Below are 15812 nucleotides of genomic sequence, written 5' to 3'. Positions count from 1 at the left end.
AAAGATTATCTCAATAATAAACACCATAAGATTAATTAAGCAAATAAAGAACATTAAATAACTTATTAACCGGGGACGGTTTGTGAAATAGGTCAATAATCCGCGTTTTTTTTCTGTTTACCATTGGTTTATCGAGTGCGATGTCGTGTTTATCTTCATGGTTTTTAAGGTTTTAATTAACCTTGTTAATGTTAATTAAAAAGCCTTTTTGTATTTAACTTGTTGTTTGTCAGTTAACCCAGAGAGCGTGTTATGTTAGGCGATGCCGTATTTAATCGGGTAAAGCGATCGGATCATAAAGCGATTTCGGAAATAAGCGCCTTCTTGCGCAGTAACGATCTGAATATCGACACTACGGTTGAAATATTTATTACCGTTACCCAGCACGAAAAATTGGTCGCCTGCGGCGGCATCGCCGACAATATTATCAAATGCGTCGCCATCAGTCCGCTGATGCGCGGCGAAGGGTTGGCGCTGGCGCTGGCGACCGAGCTGGTGAACCTGGCCTACGAGCGGCACCATACCCAGCTGTTTATCTACACCAAGGTGCAGAACGAGCCGCTGTTCCGCCAGTGCGGTTTCTACCCGATCGCCACGGTGCCAGGCATCGTGGTGCTGATGGAAAACAGCCCGTGCCGCCTGAAGCGCTATGCCGCCCAACTGGCGAGCCAGCGCCGGCCGGGCGACACCATCGGCAGCATCGTGATGAACGCCAACCCCTTCACCCGCGGGCATCAGTATCTGGTGCGTCAGGCGGCCAAGCGCTGCGACTGGCTGCACCTGTTTCTGGTGAAGGAAAACACCTCGCGCTTCAGCTATGAAGACCGCCGCCGACTGGTGTTGGCCGGCACCGCCGATATCCCCAACCTCACGGTACACGAAGGCTCGCAGTACGTGATCTCGCGCGCCACCTTCCCCTGTTACTTCATCAAGGACCAGGGCGTGGCCGACGACTGTTACACCGAAATCGATCTGAAGATCTTCCGCCAGTATCTGGCGCCCGCGCTGGGCATTACGCACCGCTTCGTCGGCAACGAGCCGTTCTGCGCGGTGACCGCGAAATACAACCGCGACATGCGCTACTGGCTGGAAACGCCGGCGCTGCCCAGCCCGCCGATCGCGCTGGTGGAAATCGAGCGTTTGCAATATCAGGGCACGGCGATCTCCGCCTCCTGGGTGCGCAAGCTGCTGGCGGCGGGGGACTTCCACGCCGCCGCGCCGCTGGTGCCGCCGGACACCCTGTACTACCTGCAGGATCTGCAAACGCAGCGCCGGGCCAAGGCGGCCCCGCATCCTTTTGAGTCCGCACAATCAGGTGAATGATGAAAATTATCCGAGAAGCAATGGCCGGCACGCTGGAATCCAGCGATGTCATGGTGCGCATCGCGCCCGCCGAGGGACCGCAGCACGATCTGCTGATCGCCAGCAGCGTGGAAAAACAGTTCGGCGCGGCTATCCGCCACACCTTGCTGGAAGTGCTGCAGCGTTATGAGGTGGAGCCGGTGCAGGTGATCGTTGACGACAAAGGCGCGCTGGACTGCGTGCTGCGCGCCCGGCTGGAAACCGCGCTGATGCGCGCCTGCGAGGGCGGCCAACTGCCGTGGGAGGCGAAAGATGAAAACGCTGAATAAAACCCGGCTGCGCCGCAGCATGCTGTTCGTTCCCGGCGCCAACGCGGCGATGGTCAGCAACGCCTTTATCTACCAGGCCGACGCGCTGATGTTCGATCTGGAAGACTCGGTAATCCTGCGTGAAAAAGACGCGGCGCGCCGGCTGGTGTACCACGCGCTGCAGCACCCGCTGTACCAGGAGGTGGAAACCATCGTGCGCGTCAATGCGCTCGACTCCGCCTACGGCCTGGCGGACCTGCAGGCGGTGGTGCGCGGCGGCGCAGACATCGTGCGCCTGCCTAAGACCGACAGCGCGCAGGACGTTATCGACATGGAGCGCGAGATTGCCGCCATCGAAGCGGCCTGCGGCCGGCCGGTCGGCAGCACCGGGCTGTTGGCGGCGATCGAATCGGCGCAGGGCATCACCAACGCGGTGGCGATCGCGCACGCTTCGCCGCGTCTTATCGGCATCGCGCTGGGGGCGGAAGACTATGTACGCAACCTGCGCACCGAACGCTCGCCGGAAGGCATCGAGCTGCTGTTCGCCCGTTGCTCGCTGCTGCAGGCGGCGCGCGCCGCCGGCATTCAGGCGTTCGACACCGTCTACTCCGACGCCAACAACGAGGCCGGTTTCCTGCATGAGGCGGCGCTGATCAAACAGCTCGGCTTCGACGGCAAATCGCTGATCAACCCGCGCCAGATTGAGCTGCTGCACAACTTGTACGCGCCGACCGCCAAAGAGGTGGCGCACGCGCAGCGGGTGGTGGACGCCGCCGAAGCGGCGGAGCGGGAAGGACGCGGCGTGGTGTCGCTCAACGGAAAAATGGTCGACAGCCCGGTGATTGAACGCGCCCGGCTGGTGCTGGAGCGCGCCGCGCTGTCCGGCTTACGGGAAGAACCGGCGCAGCACGGGGAGGAAGCATGATGAACCGCCAACAACGATTGATGACCTTCGCCAACCCGGCGGATCTGCCGGGCTATCAGGACGTCTCCAAGGCCAATCTGCAGGCGCGCAAACCGCGCGATCTCAAGCTGTGCGATTCCTTGCAAGAGGCGGTGCGCCGCAGCGGATTGCAGGACGGCATGACCATCTCTTTCCACCATGCGTTTCGCGGCGGCGATTTGACCCTCAACCAGGTGATGGAGACGCTGGCGGCGATGGGGTTCCGCAACCTGACGCTGGCCTCCAGTTCGCTGACCGATTGCCACGCGCCGTTGGTTGAACACATTCGCCACGGCGTGGTGAGCCGCATTTACACTTCCGGGTTGCGCGGCCCGCTGGCGGACGCCGTTTCACGCGGGCTGCTGGCGGAGCCGGTGCAAATTCATTCGCACGGCGGCCGGGTCAACCTGATCGAATCCGGCGAGCTGAAGATAGACGTGGCCTTCCTCGGCGTGCCGGCCTGCGATGAGTTCGGCAACGCCAACGGCTACAGCGGTGAAGCCTGCTGCGGCTCGCTCGGCTATGCGCGGGTGGACGCCGAGGCGGCGGGCACCGTGGTGCTGTTGACCGAGCAACTGGTGCCGTATCCGCATCATCCCGCCAGCCTGGCGCAGGATCGGGTGGACCTGATCGTGCAGCTGGAGCGGGTGGGGGACGCCGACAAGATCGGCGCCGACGCCACGCGCATGACCTCGAACCCGCGTGAGCTATTGATCGCCCGCCGCGCCGCCGAGGTGATCGCCGGCTCCGGCTACTTCACCGAAGGCTTCTCGCTGCAAACCGGCACCGGCGGCGCCTCGCTGGCGGTGACCCGGTTCCTGGAGGACAAGATGCGCGCCCGCGGCATTCGCGCCGCGTTCGCCCTCGGCGGCATCACCTCGACCATGGTGGATCTGCACGAGAAAGGGCTGATCGGCAAGCTGCTGGACGTGCAGAGCTTCGATCGGGCGGCGGCGACCTCGCTGGCGCGCAACCCGCGCCATATCGAAATCAGCGCCAACCAGTACGCCAACTTCAGCTCCAAGGGGGCGTCGGTCGATCGGCTCGACGTGGTGGTGCTGAGCGCGCTCGAGATCGATACCGGTTTCAACGTTAACGTGCTGACCGGCTCCGATGGCGTGCTGCGCGGCGCGTCCGGCGGCCACTGCGACACCGCCGCCGCCGCGCGGCTGGCGATCATCGTCGCGCCGCTGGTGCGCGGGCGCATTCCGACGCTGGTGGAGCAGGTGACCACCTGCGTCACGCCGGGCTCCAGCATCGACATTCTGGTGACCGACCACGGCATCGCCGTCAACCCGGCGCGGCCGGAGCTGGCGCAGCGCCTGCGGGAGGCTGGGCTCGAGGTGGTGAGCATCGACTGGCTGCGCGCCCGCGCGCTGCAGCTGACCGGCGAACCGCAGCCGATCGCCTTTACCGACAAGGTGGTGGCGGTGGTGCGTTACCGCGACGGCTCGGTGATCGACGTGGTGCATCAGGTGGCGGAGTAACCGATGGCCGCCGTCGATCCCCAACTGGCCGCCGAACGCGCGGTCAGCCTGCCGGAGCTGCTCACCAGCCGCGAATGCCGCCAGGCGCGCCAGCAAGCGTGGCTGGCGCAGCACGAGTGCACGCTGCTGGTGCTGACGCTGGTGGTGCCCGGCCCGGTGAAGGACAGCGCGCTGACGCGCGGCATCTTCAACCTGGGGTGGGCGGCGCTGCTGCGGCTGTGCGCCGAACAGGGCTGGCCCAGCCCGCAGGCCGAAGCGCTGGCGCTCTCCACCGGCTGCGAAGGGTTTGTCGCGCTGCGCGCCGATGCCCAGCGGGTGAAGGACTGCGCCATGCAGCTGGAGGTGAGCCGCCCGATCGGCCGGCTGTGGGACATCGACGTGCTGGATACGCAGGGGCGCATTTTGTCGCGCCGCGATATCGGCCTGCCGGAACGGCGCTGTTTGCTGTGCGGCCAACCGGCCAAGATCTGCGCCCGCCAGCGGCGGCACAGCAGCGAGCAACTGCTGCATGAAATGGAAAGGATGTTCAACGATGCGATCTCTGCCGATTAATCTGCCCGCCCGCCGTGCCGAACCGGCCTGCGACTTCGCCCGCGCCGCCTTTCGCGCGCTGCTGGTGGAAGTCAATCTCACGCCCAAGCCGGGGCTGGTGGATCGCCATAACACCGGCGCCCACCGCGACATGGATCTCGGGCATTTTTACCGCAGCGCCCGCGCCATCGGCGTGTGGCTGCCGCGCTTTATCCAACGCGGGTGCGAAGACGCGGCTCTGCCGGCAGCGCCGCAGCTGGCGCGGCTGCGGCCGCTGGGCCTGGCCTGCGAAAACCAGATGTTTCGCGCCACCGGCGGCATTAACACCCACAAAGGCAGCGTGTTCTCGCTCGGGTTGCTGTGCGCCGCCTTCGGCCGCCTGCAGCAGCAGGGGCGCGCCATCGGCGCAGCGGCGCTGTGCGCCGAAACGGCGGCGATGTGTCGGGGGCTGGTGGACCGCGAGCTGCGACGCAACAACGCCGGGCAGACCGCCGGTCAGCGGCTGTTCGCTGCCTACGGCCTCAGCGGCGCGCGCGGCGAGGCGGAAGCCGGTTTTCGGCTGGTGCTGGACGGCGCGCTGCCGCTGTATCGGCAACGGTTGGCCGCTGACGGCGACGAACAGCGGGCGCTGCTGGACAGTCTGCTGTGGCTGATGGCCCACAACGGTGACACCAACGTCGCCTCGCGCGGCGGCATGCTCGGACTGCGCTGGCTACGGCGCCGGGCGGCGTTGCTGCTGGCGCAGGGTGGCTCGGCCGGGGAGGCTGGCCTGGCGCGCCTGCGGCGCTTCGATGCCGACTGCATTGCCCGCAACCTCAGTCCCGGCGGCAGCGCCGACTTGTTGATAGTGACCTGGCTGCTGGCGCAGCTGGGTGCCCAAGAATAATAACCAAGCCTTCAGGAGAGTCCCCATGTCCCAAACCCAGGAAAAGATCTGGAAAGCGATAGCGCCGCTGGCGGTGCTCGCGATCCTGTTATTGATACCGGTGCCCGACGGCATGCCGCCGCAGGCGTGGCACTACTTCGCCATCTTCGTGGCGATGATCGTCGGCATGATTCTGGAGCCGATCCCGGCCACCGCCATCAGCTTTATCGCCGTGACTGTCAGCGTGCTCAGCGCCAACTGGGTGCTGTTCGGCGCGCAGGAACTGGCGGAGCCGGGCTTCAAGGCCGGCAAAGAGGCGCTGAAATGGGGGCTGGCGGGTTTCTCCAGCACCACCGTCTGGCTGGTGTTCGGCGCCTTTATCTTCGCGCTGGGCTACGAGGCCACCGGGCTGGGGCGGCGCATCGCACTGTTCCTGGTGAAGTTCATGGGCAAGCGCACGCTGACGCTGGGCTATGCGGTGGTGATCATCGATATCCTGCTGGCGCCGTTCACGCCGTCCAACACTGCGCGCACCGGCGGCACCGTGTTCCCGGTGGTGAAAAACCTGCCGCCGCTGTTCGACTCTTTCCCTAACGATCCCTCCTCGCGCCGCATCGGTGGTTACCTGATGTGGATGATGGTGGTCGGTACCAGCATCAGCTCCTCGATGTTCGTCACCGGCGCTGCGCCGAACGTGCTGGGCATCGAGTTCGTCGGCAAGATCGCCGGGGTGCACATCAGCTGGATGCAGTGGTTCCTGGCGTTCCTGCCGGTCGGTCTGCTGTTGCTGATCATCGCGCCGCTGATCTCCTACTACCTGTACAAACCGGGCGTGACCCACAGCAGCGAAGTGGCCGCCTGGGCGGATACCGCGCTGGGGGAAATGGGCAAGCTGACGCGCAAGGAATACACCCTGATCGGCCTGGTGCTGCTCAGCCTGTGCCTGTGGGTGTTTGGCGGCAAAATGCTGGACGCCACCGCGGTGTGTCTGCTGGCGGTGTCGCTGATGCTGGCGCTGCACGTGGTGTCGTGGAAAGAGATCACCAAATATTCCAGCGCCTGGAACACGCTGGTTAACCTGGCGACGCTGGTGGTGATGGCCAACGGCCTGACGCGCTCCGGCTTTATCGACTGGTTCGCCCAGACCATGAGCACCCATCTGGACGGCTTCTCGCCGAACATGACGGTGGTGGCGCTGGTGCTGGTGTTCTACTTTGCCCACTATCTGTTCGCCAGCCTGTCGGCGCACACCGCCACCATGCTGCCGGTGATCCTGGCGGTCGGGAAAGGGCTGCCGGGCGTGCCGATGGAGCAGCTGTCGATGCTGCTGGTGCTGTCGATCGGCATCATGGGCGTGCTGACGCCGTACGCCACCGGGCCGGGGGTCATCATCTACGGCTGCGGCTACGTGAAATCGAAAGACTACTGGCGCCTGGGCGGCATTCTCGGCGTGGTGTACATCGCCGCGCTGCTGCTGATCGGCTGGCCGATCATGAGCCTGTGGTACTGAGTTGAACTACAGCGGCCGCCGCCCGGTGGCCGCTGGTACGATCTTTTCCCGTGAACCCTGTCACACACTTGTCACACTAACCCCGCCATCATACTCAGGCAAACGCTAACACCTTAAAAATAATCATTTTCCGGGAGCCTCTGCGGATGAGAAAAAAAACGTTATTGCTGTGCCTGCCTTTGTTATTCACCGGGAACGCGCTGGCGGAAGCCGGCGGTTATCAACTGGAACAGGTGCTGGTGATGAGCCGCCATAACCTGCGTGCGCCGCTGGCCAATAACGGCAGCGTGCTGGCGCAGTCTACGCCGAAGGCCTGGCCGGCCTGGGAAACGCCGGGCGGCCAGCTGACCACCAAGGGCGGGGTGCTGGAAGTGTACATGGGGCACTACTTCAATGCCTGGCTGAAGCAGACCGGCCTGTTGCCGCAAGAGGGCTGCCCGACCGCCGGCAGCGTGTATGTCTACGCCAACAGCCTGCAGCGCACGGTGGCCACCGCGCAGTTCTTCAGCAACGGCGCGTTCCCGGGCTGCGACGTCAGCGTGCACCATCAGGACAAGATGGGTGAGATGGATCCGACCTTCAACCCGATCATCACCGACACTAGCGAAGCCTTCAACCAGCAGGCGCTGGCGGCGATGAACGCCGCGCTGGGATCGCTGAAGCTGGACGCCTCTTACCAACAGCTGGCGAAGATCATCGATTACAAGGATTCCGCCGCCTGCAAGACCGACAAACACTGCGATCTGACCAAAGAAGCCAGCGTGATGAGCGCGGTGCCGGGCAAAGAGCCGGGCGTCTCCGGCCCGCTGCGGGTGGGCAACTCGCTGGTAGACGCCTTTATGCTGCAGTACTACGAAGGTTTCCCGATGAAAGAGGTGGCCTGGGGCAAAATCGCCACCCCGCATCAGTGGAAACAGCTGGCGCAGCTGAAAGACGGCTATCAGGATTCGCTGTTCACCTCGCCGGTGGTGGCGCAAAACGTCGCCAAACCGCTGCTGACCTATATCAACAACGCGCTGCTCGGCGAGCGCAAACCGGACGCGCCGAAGCTGACGGTGCTGGTCGGCCACGACTCCAATATCGCTTCGCTGCTGTCGGCCATGCAGTTCCAGCCGTATCAGCTGCCGCAGCAGTATGAGAAAACGCCGATCGGCGGCAAGCTGGTGTTCCAACGCTGGCGCGACGCGCAGAACGACCGTGAATTGCTGAAGATCGAGTACGTCTATCAGTCCACCGAACAGCTGCGCAAGGCGACGCCGCTGACGCTGCAAACCCCGCCGCAGCGCGTAACGCTGGCGCTGAAAGGTTGCCCGATCGACAATGACGGTTTCTGCGCCTGGAGCGATTTCGAAAAGACCATGAAGGGTATCCTGTAATGCCCAGCCTCTCTCCCGACCGCGGGGGAGAGGCCTCTTCCCATCCCGGCTAACGCGCCGCCGTGCCGGCCTTAACGCCATTTATTTTGCCCAGAGTCATTGTTGCAGGCCGTTTCGGGGGCTAACATCATCAGCCTGCCTGCTTATCATGGATACTGCCGTTGCCCACTTTTATCCGCAATATCGACTTTTTCACGCCGGACGGTTATCCGGGCCAGGTGGCGCGCTGCCAGTTTGCGTTGGCGGAGTATCACGACGACAGTTTTTCTGCATTGGGCTTTACGCTGCCGGATCATCTGGCGCGCGCGGTGCCGAAGCGCCGTGCGGAGTATCTGGCCGGACGCGTTCTGGCGCGGCAGCTGTTGGCGCCGCTCGGTTTCGTCGATTTCACTCTGGCGCGCGGCGAAGATCGCGCGCCGCAGTGGCCGGCTGGCATCGCCGGTGCGCTGAGCCATAATTCGAATACCGCGCTGTGCGCAGTGCACCGCGAGAGCGGGCTGGGCGGCGTTGGGCTGGATGTGGAGACGCTGCTGTCTGACGAGCGGGCGGAGGAGCTGTGGGGGGCGATCGTTTCGCCGACGGAGCGCGAGGCGTTGCTGCGCGAGGCGCTGCCGTTCAACGCGCTGCTGACGCTGACGTTTTCCGCCAAAGAGAGCCTGTTCAAGACGCTTTATCCGCAGGTGCGCTGTTACTTTGACTTTCTTGATGCGCGCATGACGGCCGTGGACGTGCAGCGGCAGACGTTCGTATTAGAGCTGCTTAAGACATTGACGCCGCATTGCCCCGCCGGGCGCCGGTTCAGCGGGCGTTTTTGGCGTGAAGGTGACGATGTCACGACCTTTATTTTTTGCTAAAACACAATAATAACAGTGTGTTATTTATTTCTGTGCCGTAACGCGGATTTGCCGCGGCGCGCCGAAAGATTCATTCACCGGTGATTGACCCACGGTGGGGATCCGGTGTAATTTACCATCCTTTTTATGGCTAATGATAATTATTCGCATAAACATTATCATTGGTGAGGCGCAACAAAGGAGTGGTCTTGTGGCGACACTGACGACAGATAACCAAACCTTCCCCGGGTTTGTGTACGCCGAGCAATCGACCTTTTTGTACCGGTCCGAATTCCGTTCACTTTCCGCCGACGGCGTGTTCGAGCGCATTGAGGCGCCGGCGTTCGGCGGCGAACAGGAAGGCGGCGCGCTGACTCAGCACATCCGCCAGGCGCTGGCGCGCGCCAAAGCCGCCGGCCAGGCGGCGCCGGTGGTGGTGGGCGCCATTCCGTTCGATACGCGCCGGCCTTCCAGCCTGTACGTGCCTGAAAACTGCCAGTTTGTCGCCAACGACAGCTTTACCCGCGCCGCGCGCCCGATGCTGCAACAGCCGCATCGTCTTGCCGCCTGCACCAGCATTCCGGACGAGCCGCGCTTCAAGCATGCGGTGGCGGAAGCGGTCAGCCGCTTTAAACAAGGCAAGCTGGACAAGGCGGTGCTGTCGCGCATCCTCGACATCGAGCTGGAACAGCCGGTGGCGGGCCACCAGATCTTCAATAACCTGATGGTGCAGAACCCGACCGGTTACCACTTTTCCCTGCCGTTGGCCGATGGCGGCGTGCTGATCGGCGCCAGCCCGGAACTGCTGATCCGCAAGCAGGGCGGCGAGATCCACACCAATCCGCTGGCGGGCTCGGCGCGCCGTCAGGACGATGCGCAGCAGGATCGCCTCGGTAGCGAGCGCCTGATGCGCTCGACCAAAGACAAATACGAACACAAGCTGGTGATAGAGGATATTCGCCGGCATCTGGCGCCGCTGTGCGCCAGCCTGAGCGTGCCCAGCGGCCCGTCGCTGCTCAGCACCGGCACCATGTGGCACCTGTCCACCCGCATTCGCGGGGAGTTGCTGAACCCGACGCTCAACGTGATGCAGCTGGCTTGCCTGCTGCATCCAACACCGGCGCTGTGCGGCTTCCCGACCGAGAGCGCCCGCCAGCTGATCGCCGATTTGGAGCCGCACGATCGTGGCCTGTTCAGCGGCATCGTCGGCTGGTGCGACGCCAACGGCGACGGCGAGTGGGCGATCGTCATCCGCAGCGGTCTGCTGCACGGTAACCGGGTGCGGCTGTTCGCCGGCGCGGGCATCGTCGCCGCTTCGACGCCGCAGTCCGAGTGGATGGAAACCGCCGCCAAACTGGGCACCATGCTCAACGCTTTCGGCCTGAACAGCGGCGCGCTGTAGGGCCTCTTTGCGGCGCAGTGTGCGCCGCGCCATACGCTTTCGCAGGAGACAACGATGAACAACAACATGACCCGGCTGTGCGCCCGGATGGCGGTGTGCGCATGAGCATTCAGATGGATTTCACCGGCAAACGGGTGTGGGTGACCGGCGCGGCGCGCGGCATCGGTGAGCAGATCGCCCGGCACTTTTTGGCTCAGGGTGCTGAGGTGGTGGGATTTGATCGCGAATTCGCCAACCCGGATCTGCCTTACCCTTGCGTGACGCTGGACATCAGCCGGCCGGAACAGGTGGAGGCGGTGTGCCGCCAACAGCTGGGGGAGAACCCGCGACTGGACGTGTTGGTCAACGCCGCCGGCATTTTGCGCATGGGCAATACCGAAGATCTGAGCGTGGATGACTGGCATCAGTGCATCAACGTCAACGCCTCGGGGGCGTTTTACCTGTTCCGCGCGCTGCTGCCGCACTTCAAGGTGCAGCGCAGCGGGGCGATCGTCAGCGTCGGCTCCAACGCCGCGCACGTGCCGCGCGCGCAGATGGCGGCCTACTGCGCCTCCAAGGCGGCGCTGACCAGCCTGAACCACTGCGTGGGGCTGGAGATGGCGCCGTTCGGCGTGCGCTGCAATCTGGTGTCGCCGGGCTCGACCGACACGCCGATGCAGCGCGGCATGTGGCAGACCGACGATGCGCAGCAGCGCACCATTGCCGGCTTCCCCGAGATGTTCAAACTGGGGATCCCGCTGGGTAAAATCGCCCGCCCGGACGAGATCGCCAACGCGGTGTTGTTCCTGGCCTCCGACTTGGCCAGCCACATCACCATGCAGGATATCGTGATCGACGGCGGCGCCACGCTGGCCGCCTGAGTCAGACCCGCTGGCGGCGCAGCAGGTGCTGCGCGCCTTCCGCCGCCAGCAGCAGCACCGCCAGCCAGATCGCCAGATAGGTCGGCCATTCGCTTTGGCTGATGCTCTCGCCGAGCAGCAGCGCGACGATCACCAGCAGCACCGGTTCCACATAGCTCAGCAGGCCGAACAGACTGAACGGCAGCAGGCGGCTGGCGAGGATGTAACACACCAGCGCCACGGCGCTGATGACGCCGAGCAACGGAATGCGCCAATACAGCTCGGCATTGACCTGCAGTGCCGCCGCGCCGTGGTCGCCGAAAGCGAACCAGGCCGCCGCCGGCAGCATCAGCGCCAGCTCGCACCACAGTCCGCCGAGGTTGTCGGTGGCGAAGCGGCGCCGCAAAATAAAGTAGAGCGGATAGCCCAGCGCCACCACCAGCGTCGGCCATGAGACGCCGCCCGCCTGATACAGCTCATTGCCTACCCCCACCATAGCGCACGCCACCGCCAGTTTTTGCAGCAGCGACAGCCGGTCGCGATAGATCAGGCGCCCCGCCAGCACCATGGTCAGCGGCAGCAGAAAATAGCCGAGCGACACGTCTAGCGCCTTGCCGTGCAGCGGCGCCCACAGGAACAGCCACAGCTGCACCCCCAGCAGCGCCGAGGTGAGCAGCAGGCCCAGCAGCCGCAGCGGCCGTTGGCCGATCCAGCCCAGCGTGTCGGCCACCTTGCGCCAATCGCCGGACAACGCCATGAACAGCGTCAGGAACGGCAGCGTCAGCAGCGTGCGCCAGCCGTAAACCTGTTCGCCGTTCAGCGGGGTGAGGGTAGAGGTGAAGTAATACATCGCGCCGAACAAGATGGAGGCGACGACCGAAAGAGTGATGCCCTTAATCACACGCATTCCTGGTGAGTGATTGATTTTATGGCGGCTACTGTAGAGAAATTTGCCGCCAACGACAATGGCGTTGCCGGGCGCTGGACAATCGACAGCAGCGGGTTACAATTAATACTGTGTATTCATACAGGATTTGACGATGACAATCGATCTTTTTGAAGACGCACTGCCGCCGCCGTGGCGGGAAGAGATCGCTCCCGGCGCGGTGGTGATGCACGGCTTCGTGCGCGATCACGGGCCGGAACTGCTGGCGGCGGTGCAGGGCGTGGTGGCTCAGGTGCCATGGCGGCATTTGACCACCCCCGGCGGGCATGTGATGTCGGTGGCGATGAGCTGGTGCGGCAACGGCTGGACCAGCGACAGCCGCGGCTATCGCTATTCGGAACGCGACGCACGCAGCGGCAAACGCTGGCCGGCCATTCCCCCAATATTGATGGCGTTGGCGGATGAGGCCGCACAGCAGGCGGGCTTTGGCCCCTTCGTGCCGGACTCTTGCCTGATGAACCGTTACGATCCGGGCAGCAAGCTGTCGCTGCATCAGGATAAGGACGAACACGACTTCGGTGCGCCGATCGTCTCGGTTTCGCTCGGGCTGCCGGCGGTGTTTCAGTTCGGCGGGCTGCAACGCAGCGACCGGGCGCGGCGCATCCCGCTGGCGCACGGCGACGTGGTGGTATGGGGCGGCCCGGCGCGGCTCTGTTTTCACGGCATCCTGCCGGTCAAGGAAGGCTATCACTCGCTGGTGGGGCCGCACCGCATCAACATCACGCTACGCAAGGCGCTTTAGCTGCGGCTCCTGCGCCAGGCAGGCGACGAGATAGTCGATAAACACCCGCAGTTTGGGCGGCAGATACTGGTTAGGCGCGTAAAGTAACCACAGGCCGCCGTGATAGCTGCTGAGAAAATCCCATTCCGGCAACACCTGCACGATCTCGCCGTCTTCGAGCGCCTGGCGGGCGGTAAAGTACGGCAGGCTGCCGATGCCGATATGCTGTTTCACCGCGTCCAGCCGCACGCCGGTGTGGTTGGCGGCGTAGCGGCCGCGCACGTTGACCGTCACCGTTTTGCCGCTGCGGCGGAATTTCCATTGCGCATCGCTCGGCGTCTCTCCCAGATAGATGCAGCTGTGCGCCGTCAGATCGTGCGGGTGCTGCGGCGTGCCGTGCTGCGCCAGATAATCCGGCGTGGCGCATATCAGATGGTCTATTCTCATCAACTGGCGGCCGATCAAACCGGGCGACGGGCGATCGGTAATGCGCAGCGCCAGATCGACCCGATCGTCGATCAGATCCATATAGCGATCTTCCAGCCGCAGCCTGACGTCTACCTTCGGGTAGCGCCGCAGAAACGCCGGCATGTGCGGATGTAGCACGAAACGGCCCACCGCCTTGGGGACGCTGATGCTGACTAACCCTTCGGGCTCCGCGGCGCCGCGCCCGCCGATCGCCATCGCCGCCTCGGCCGCCGCCAGCATGGCGCGGCAGTGTTGAAACACCTCTTCGCCGCTTTCGCTAAGCCGCAGCTTGCGGGTGGTGCGGTGCAACAGCTGCAGCGCCAGCGCCTGCTCGAGTTTCGCCACGCTGCGGCTGACGGCGGAAGGCGAAGCACCCAGCTTACGGGCGGCGGCGGAAAAGCTGCCGCTCTCCACCACCTGGACGAAAACGGCCATTTCGGCCAACAGGGCGTAAGAAAGATTTGTGCTCATGACGCAAAGGTCCATTGTGATGACGACGGATTATCCTCTGATTATGACATGAATATAATGGCTCCCTGAATCGAGGAGAAAAATGATGACCGAACGACGTTATTACTACAGCGACGAGTTACAGGGCCAGGCACAGGTGTTGAGCTGCGCGCCGGCCGAGGCGGGCGCTTACGCCGTAGAGCTCGACGCCACGCTATTTCACCCGCAGGGCGGCGGCCAGCCCTCCGACGTGGGAACGTTGGACAACGTCGCCGTCGTGCGGGTGCAGCAGCAGGGGGATAAGGTGGTGCACTTTACCGCCGCGCCGCTGCCGATCGGGCCGGTTACGATGCGCATCGATGAAGCGCAACGCCGGCTGCATGCCCGCTGGCACTCCGGCGGACATCTGATCGGCTGGCTGGGCGAAGGCCGGGGGTGGCGGCCAGTCAAGGCGCATCATTGGCCGGGGGAAGGCCGCATCACGTTTACTCCGGGGGCAGACGCGCAGACGATCGAGGCGGATGTTTTACAAGCGGAGCTGGCGCATCTGATCGCCGCCGATCTGCCGCGTCGCCAACAGGCGGTGGACGGCATGCGCCAGGTGGGTTTCGGCGAGCTGCCCGCTTACGGCTGCGGTGGCACCCATGTCGCCACGCTGGCCGAGATAGGGGCGGTGATCGTCACCGGCGTCAAAATGAAGAAAGGGCAGCTGATCGTGCAGTATGAGCTGGGTTGAATAAACTTGATTGTCGTACCCTGTACGAGTATTCTGGAGGGAAAGATCGCAGGAGGCGACGATAATGGACTATCTGGAGTTTATCGAAACGACCGTTTTCAGCAGAAAGCGGGCCGAATTGATGAAGGATGATGACTTTCAGGCTTTCCAAAGCTATTTGTTATTGAATCACCATGACGGGGATACGATCAGCCACACGGGCGGATGCAAAAAGATACGTTGGGGGTTGGAAGGAAAGGGAAAACGCGGTGGCGTTAGAGTGATTTATTATCTGACGGCCGCCAGCGGCCGAGTGTACTTGTTATTGATATATCGTAAAAATGAAAAGGACGATTTATCCGAACAGGAAAAGGCGATATTGAGATCCATCGTTCAACAACTTGATTAGCGATGGCGAAACTGCGTGATGAAGGAATCAGGGCATTATGAAAAAAGAACTTTTCGACGATTTGGTCAGCAGCATGAGCGAAATGGTGGCGATCGAAAAGGGGAAGATGACGCCAAAGTCCGAGCATGTCCATCGTCATGCCATTCCGGACGTTAAGTTGCTGCGTAAATCCAGTGGAATGAAACAGGCCGAGTTTGCCAAAGCGGTGGGGGCCAGCGTGGGATTGGTGCAAAGCTGGGAGCAGGAACGCCGTATTCCCTCGGGCTCGGCCTTGAAGCTTCTGCTGTTGATTGAGCGGAACCCTGCTTTGCTTGATGAATTGCTGGTGATTTAAATCATGTTCAGCGCCCGGCCTGCCGTAGCTGGGTGCAGAACGCGCATTGGCATCCCGCCACCGGCACTGCCGCGCAGCTGCCGATGTTCACCGCCTGGGCGTCCATGGCGTGAAAGCCGTAAAACAGATTTTCGATGTTTTGCTCCGCCGCGCGCACCTGCTCGGGACGCGGCTCGGGCACCTTCGACTGAAACGCCGCGGCCTTGCCGGCCAACAGGCTGAGAAACAGTAGCGACAGCTGGATTTTCATCGTCGTCTTCCCTTCGTTAATTTCTGATACATTATAACAGAATAAATGCCCTGCCAAGCGGCACCCGGAAACAAGGTAACGAAGAGAGGACAGGGCGCCGTCGCCTGCGCCGGGAGAGGAGAA

The 15812-nt window shown here is 63.1% G+C and carries 18 protein-coding genes; 15 read left to right on the top strand and 3 right to left on the bottom strand.

The window, feature by feature from the left end:
- The first annotated feature begins 252 nt into the window (after positions 1-252).
- The 11 genes from citC to dhbA all read left to right on the top strand — a co-directional run bounded on the left by citC (position 253) and on the right by dhbA (position 11417).
- Entirely contained in the window at positions 253-1323 is a 1071-nt protein-coding gene (gene citC, locus GKN89_RS05475) for a [citrate (pro-3S)-lyase] ligase (RefSeq protein ID WP_154746495.1), read from the top strand.
- Positions 1323-1631 carry a citrate lyase acyl carrier protein gene (citD, locus tag GKN89_RS05470; protein WP_019452464.1) on the top strand — a complete coding sequence of 103 codons (309 nt, stop codon included), beginning with the start codon at positions 1323-1325 and terminating at the stop codon, positions 1629-1631. Before citC ends, citD begins: the two co-directional genes overlap by 1 nt.
- Positions 1615-2535, top strand: a complete 921-nt coding sequence (gene citE, locus GKN89_RS05465) for a citrate (pro-3S)-lyase subunit beta (RefSeq protein ID WP_154746494.1) — start codon at positions 1615-1617, stop codon at positions 2533-2535. Before citD ends, citE begins: the two co-directional genes overlap by 17 nt.
- Positions 2535-4040 (top strand): citrate lyase subunit alpha, encoded by a 1506-nt coding sequence (gene citF, locus GKN89_RS05460; RefSeq protein WP_004940815.1) that lies wholly within the window; start codon positions 2535-2537, stop codon positions 4038-4040. The genes citE and citF overlap by 1 nt, the downstream gene beginning before the upstream one ends.
- A gap of 3 nt (positions 4041-4043) precedes the next feature.
- Entirely contained in the window at positions 4044-4592 is a 549-nt protein-coding gene (citX, locus tag GKN89_RS05455; RefSeq protein WP_033654921.1) for a citrate lyase holo-[acyl-carrier protein] synthase, read from the top strand.
- Entirely contained in the window at positions 4573-5457 is an 885-nt protein-coding gene (gene citG, locus GKN89_RS05450) for a triphosphoribosyl-dephospho-CoA synthase CitG (RefSeq protein WP_154746493.1), read from the top strand. Before citX ends, citG begins: the two co-directional genes overlap by 20 nt.
- Before the next feature lie 25 nt (positions 5458-5482).
- A complete protein-coding gene (locus GKN89_RS05445) occupies positions 5483-6946 on the top strand; it encodes an anion permease (protein WP_004940821.1) in 1464 nt (487 codons plus the stop codon).
- Between the two features lie 146 nt (positions 6947-7092).
- Positions 7093-8322 (top strand): bifunctional glucose-1-phosphatase/inositol phosphatase, encoded by a 1230-nt coding sequence (agp, locus tag GKN89_RS05440; protein ID WP_154746492.1) that lies wholly within the window; start codon positions 7093-7095, stop codon positions 8320-8322.
- 161 nt (positions 8323-8483) lie between these two features.
- The gene (locus GKN89_RS05435; protein ID WP_019452470.1) at positions 8484-9176 is read left to right on the top strand and encodes a 4'-phosphopantetheinyl transferase; all 693 of its coding nucleotides are present in this window, start codon (positions 8484-8486) and stop codon (positions 9174-9176) included.
- 190 nt (positions 9177-9366) lie between these two features.
- A complete protein-coding gene (locus GKN89_RS05430; RefSeq protein WP_063917888.1) occupies positions 9367-10557 on the top strand; it encodes an isochorismate synthase MenF in 1191 nt (396 codons plus the stop codon).
- Between the two features lie 101 nt (positions 10558-10658).
- Positions 10659-11417, top strand: coding sequence for a 2,3-dihydro-2,3-dihydroxybenzoate dehydrogenase (gene dhbA / locus GKN89_RS05425; protein WP_019452472.1), 759 nt, complete (start codon positions 10659-10661; stop codon positions 11415-11417).
- Between the two features lies 1 nt (position 11418).
- Here dhbA and rarD read toward each other — a convergent pair whose 3' ends face one another.
- Positions 11419-12297: an EamA family transporter RarD gene (rarD, locus tag GKN89_RS05420; protein ID WP_211130268.1), complete on the bottom strand. Its 879-nt coding sequence runs from the start codon at positions 12295-12297 to the stop codon at positions 11419-11421.
- Positions 12298-12436: 139 nt separating this feature from the next.
- Here rarD and alkB point away from each other — a divergent pair, with 139 nt between their 5' ends.
- Entirely contained in the window at positions 12437-13084 is a 648-nt protein-coding gene (alkB, locus tag GKN89_RS05415) for a DNA oxidative demethylase AlkB (RefSeq protein ID WP_019452474.1), read from the top strand.
- On the opposite strand, the gene GKN89_RS05410 is transcribed toward alkB, so the two are convergent.
- Positions 13067-14002, bottom strand: a complete 936-nt coding sequence (locus GKN89_RS05410; protein WP_154746489.1) for a LysR family transcriptional regulator — start codon at positions 14000-14002, stop codon at positions 13067-13069. The genes alkB and GKN89_RS05410 overlap by 18 nt on opposite strands.
- An 85-nt stretch (positions 14003-14087) precedes the next feature.
- On the opposite strand from GKN89_RS05410, the gene GKN89_RS05405 reads away from it, so the two are divergent.
- The 3 genes from GKN89_RS05405 to nadS all read left to right on the top strand — a co-directional run bounded on the left by GKN89_RS05405 (position 14088) and on the right by nadS (position 15439).
- Entirely contained in the window at positions 14088-14717 is a 630-nt protein-coding gene (locus GKN89_RS05405) for a hypothetical protein (RefSeq protein ID WP_063917890.1), read from the top strand.
- A gap of 64 nt (positions 14718-14781) precedes the next feature.
- Positions 14782-15105, top strand: coding sequence for a type II toxin-antitoxin system RelE/ParE family toxin (locus GKN89_RS05400; protein WP_074053737.1), 324 nt, complete (start codon positions 14782-14784; stop codon positions 15103-15105).
- Between the two features lie 37 nt (positions 15106-15142).
- Positions 15143-15439 carry a NadS family protein gene (gene nadS / locus GKN89_RS05395; protein ID WP_154746488.1) on the top strand — a complete coding sequence of 99 codons (297 nt, stop codon included), beginning with the start codon at positions 15143-15145 and terminating at the stop codon, positions 15437-15439.
- Positions 15440-15446: 7 nt separating this feature from the next.
- Here nadS and GKN89_RS05390 read toward each other — a convergent pair whose 3' ends face one another.
- Positions 15447-15689 (bottom strand): hypothetical protein, encoded by a 243-nt coding sequence (locus GKN89_RS05390; protein ID WP_154746487.1) that lies wholly within the window; start codon positions 15687-15689, stop codon positions 15447-15449.
- Between the last annotated feature and the right edge of the window lie 123 nt (positions 15690-15812).

This window comes from Serratia sp. YC16 (genome assembly GCF_009707615.1).
Taxonomy (GTDB): Bacteria; Pseudomonadota; Gammaproteobacteria; order Enterobacterales; family Enterobacteriaceae; genus Serratia; species Serratia surfactantfaciens.
The sequence above is the reverse complement of the archived record's forward strand: the minus strand, read 5'-3'. Positions and strand labels throughout refer to the sequence as shown.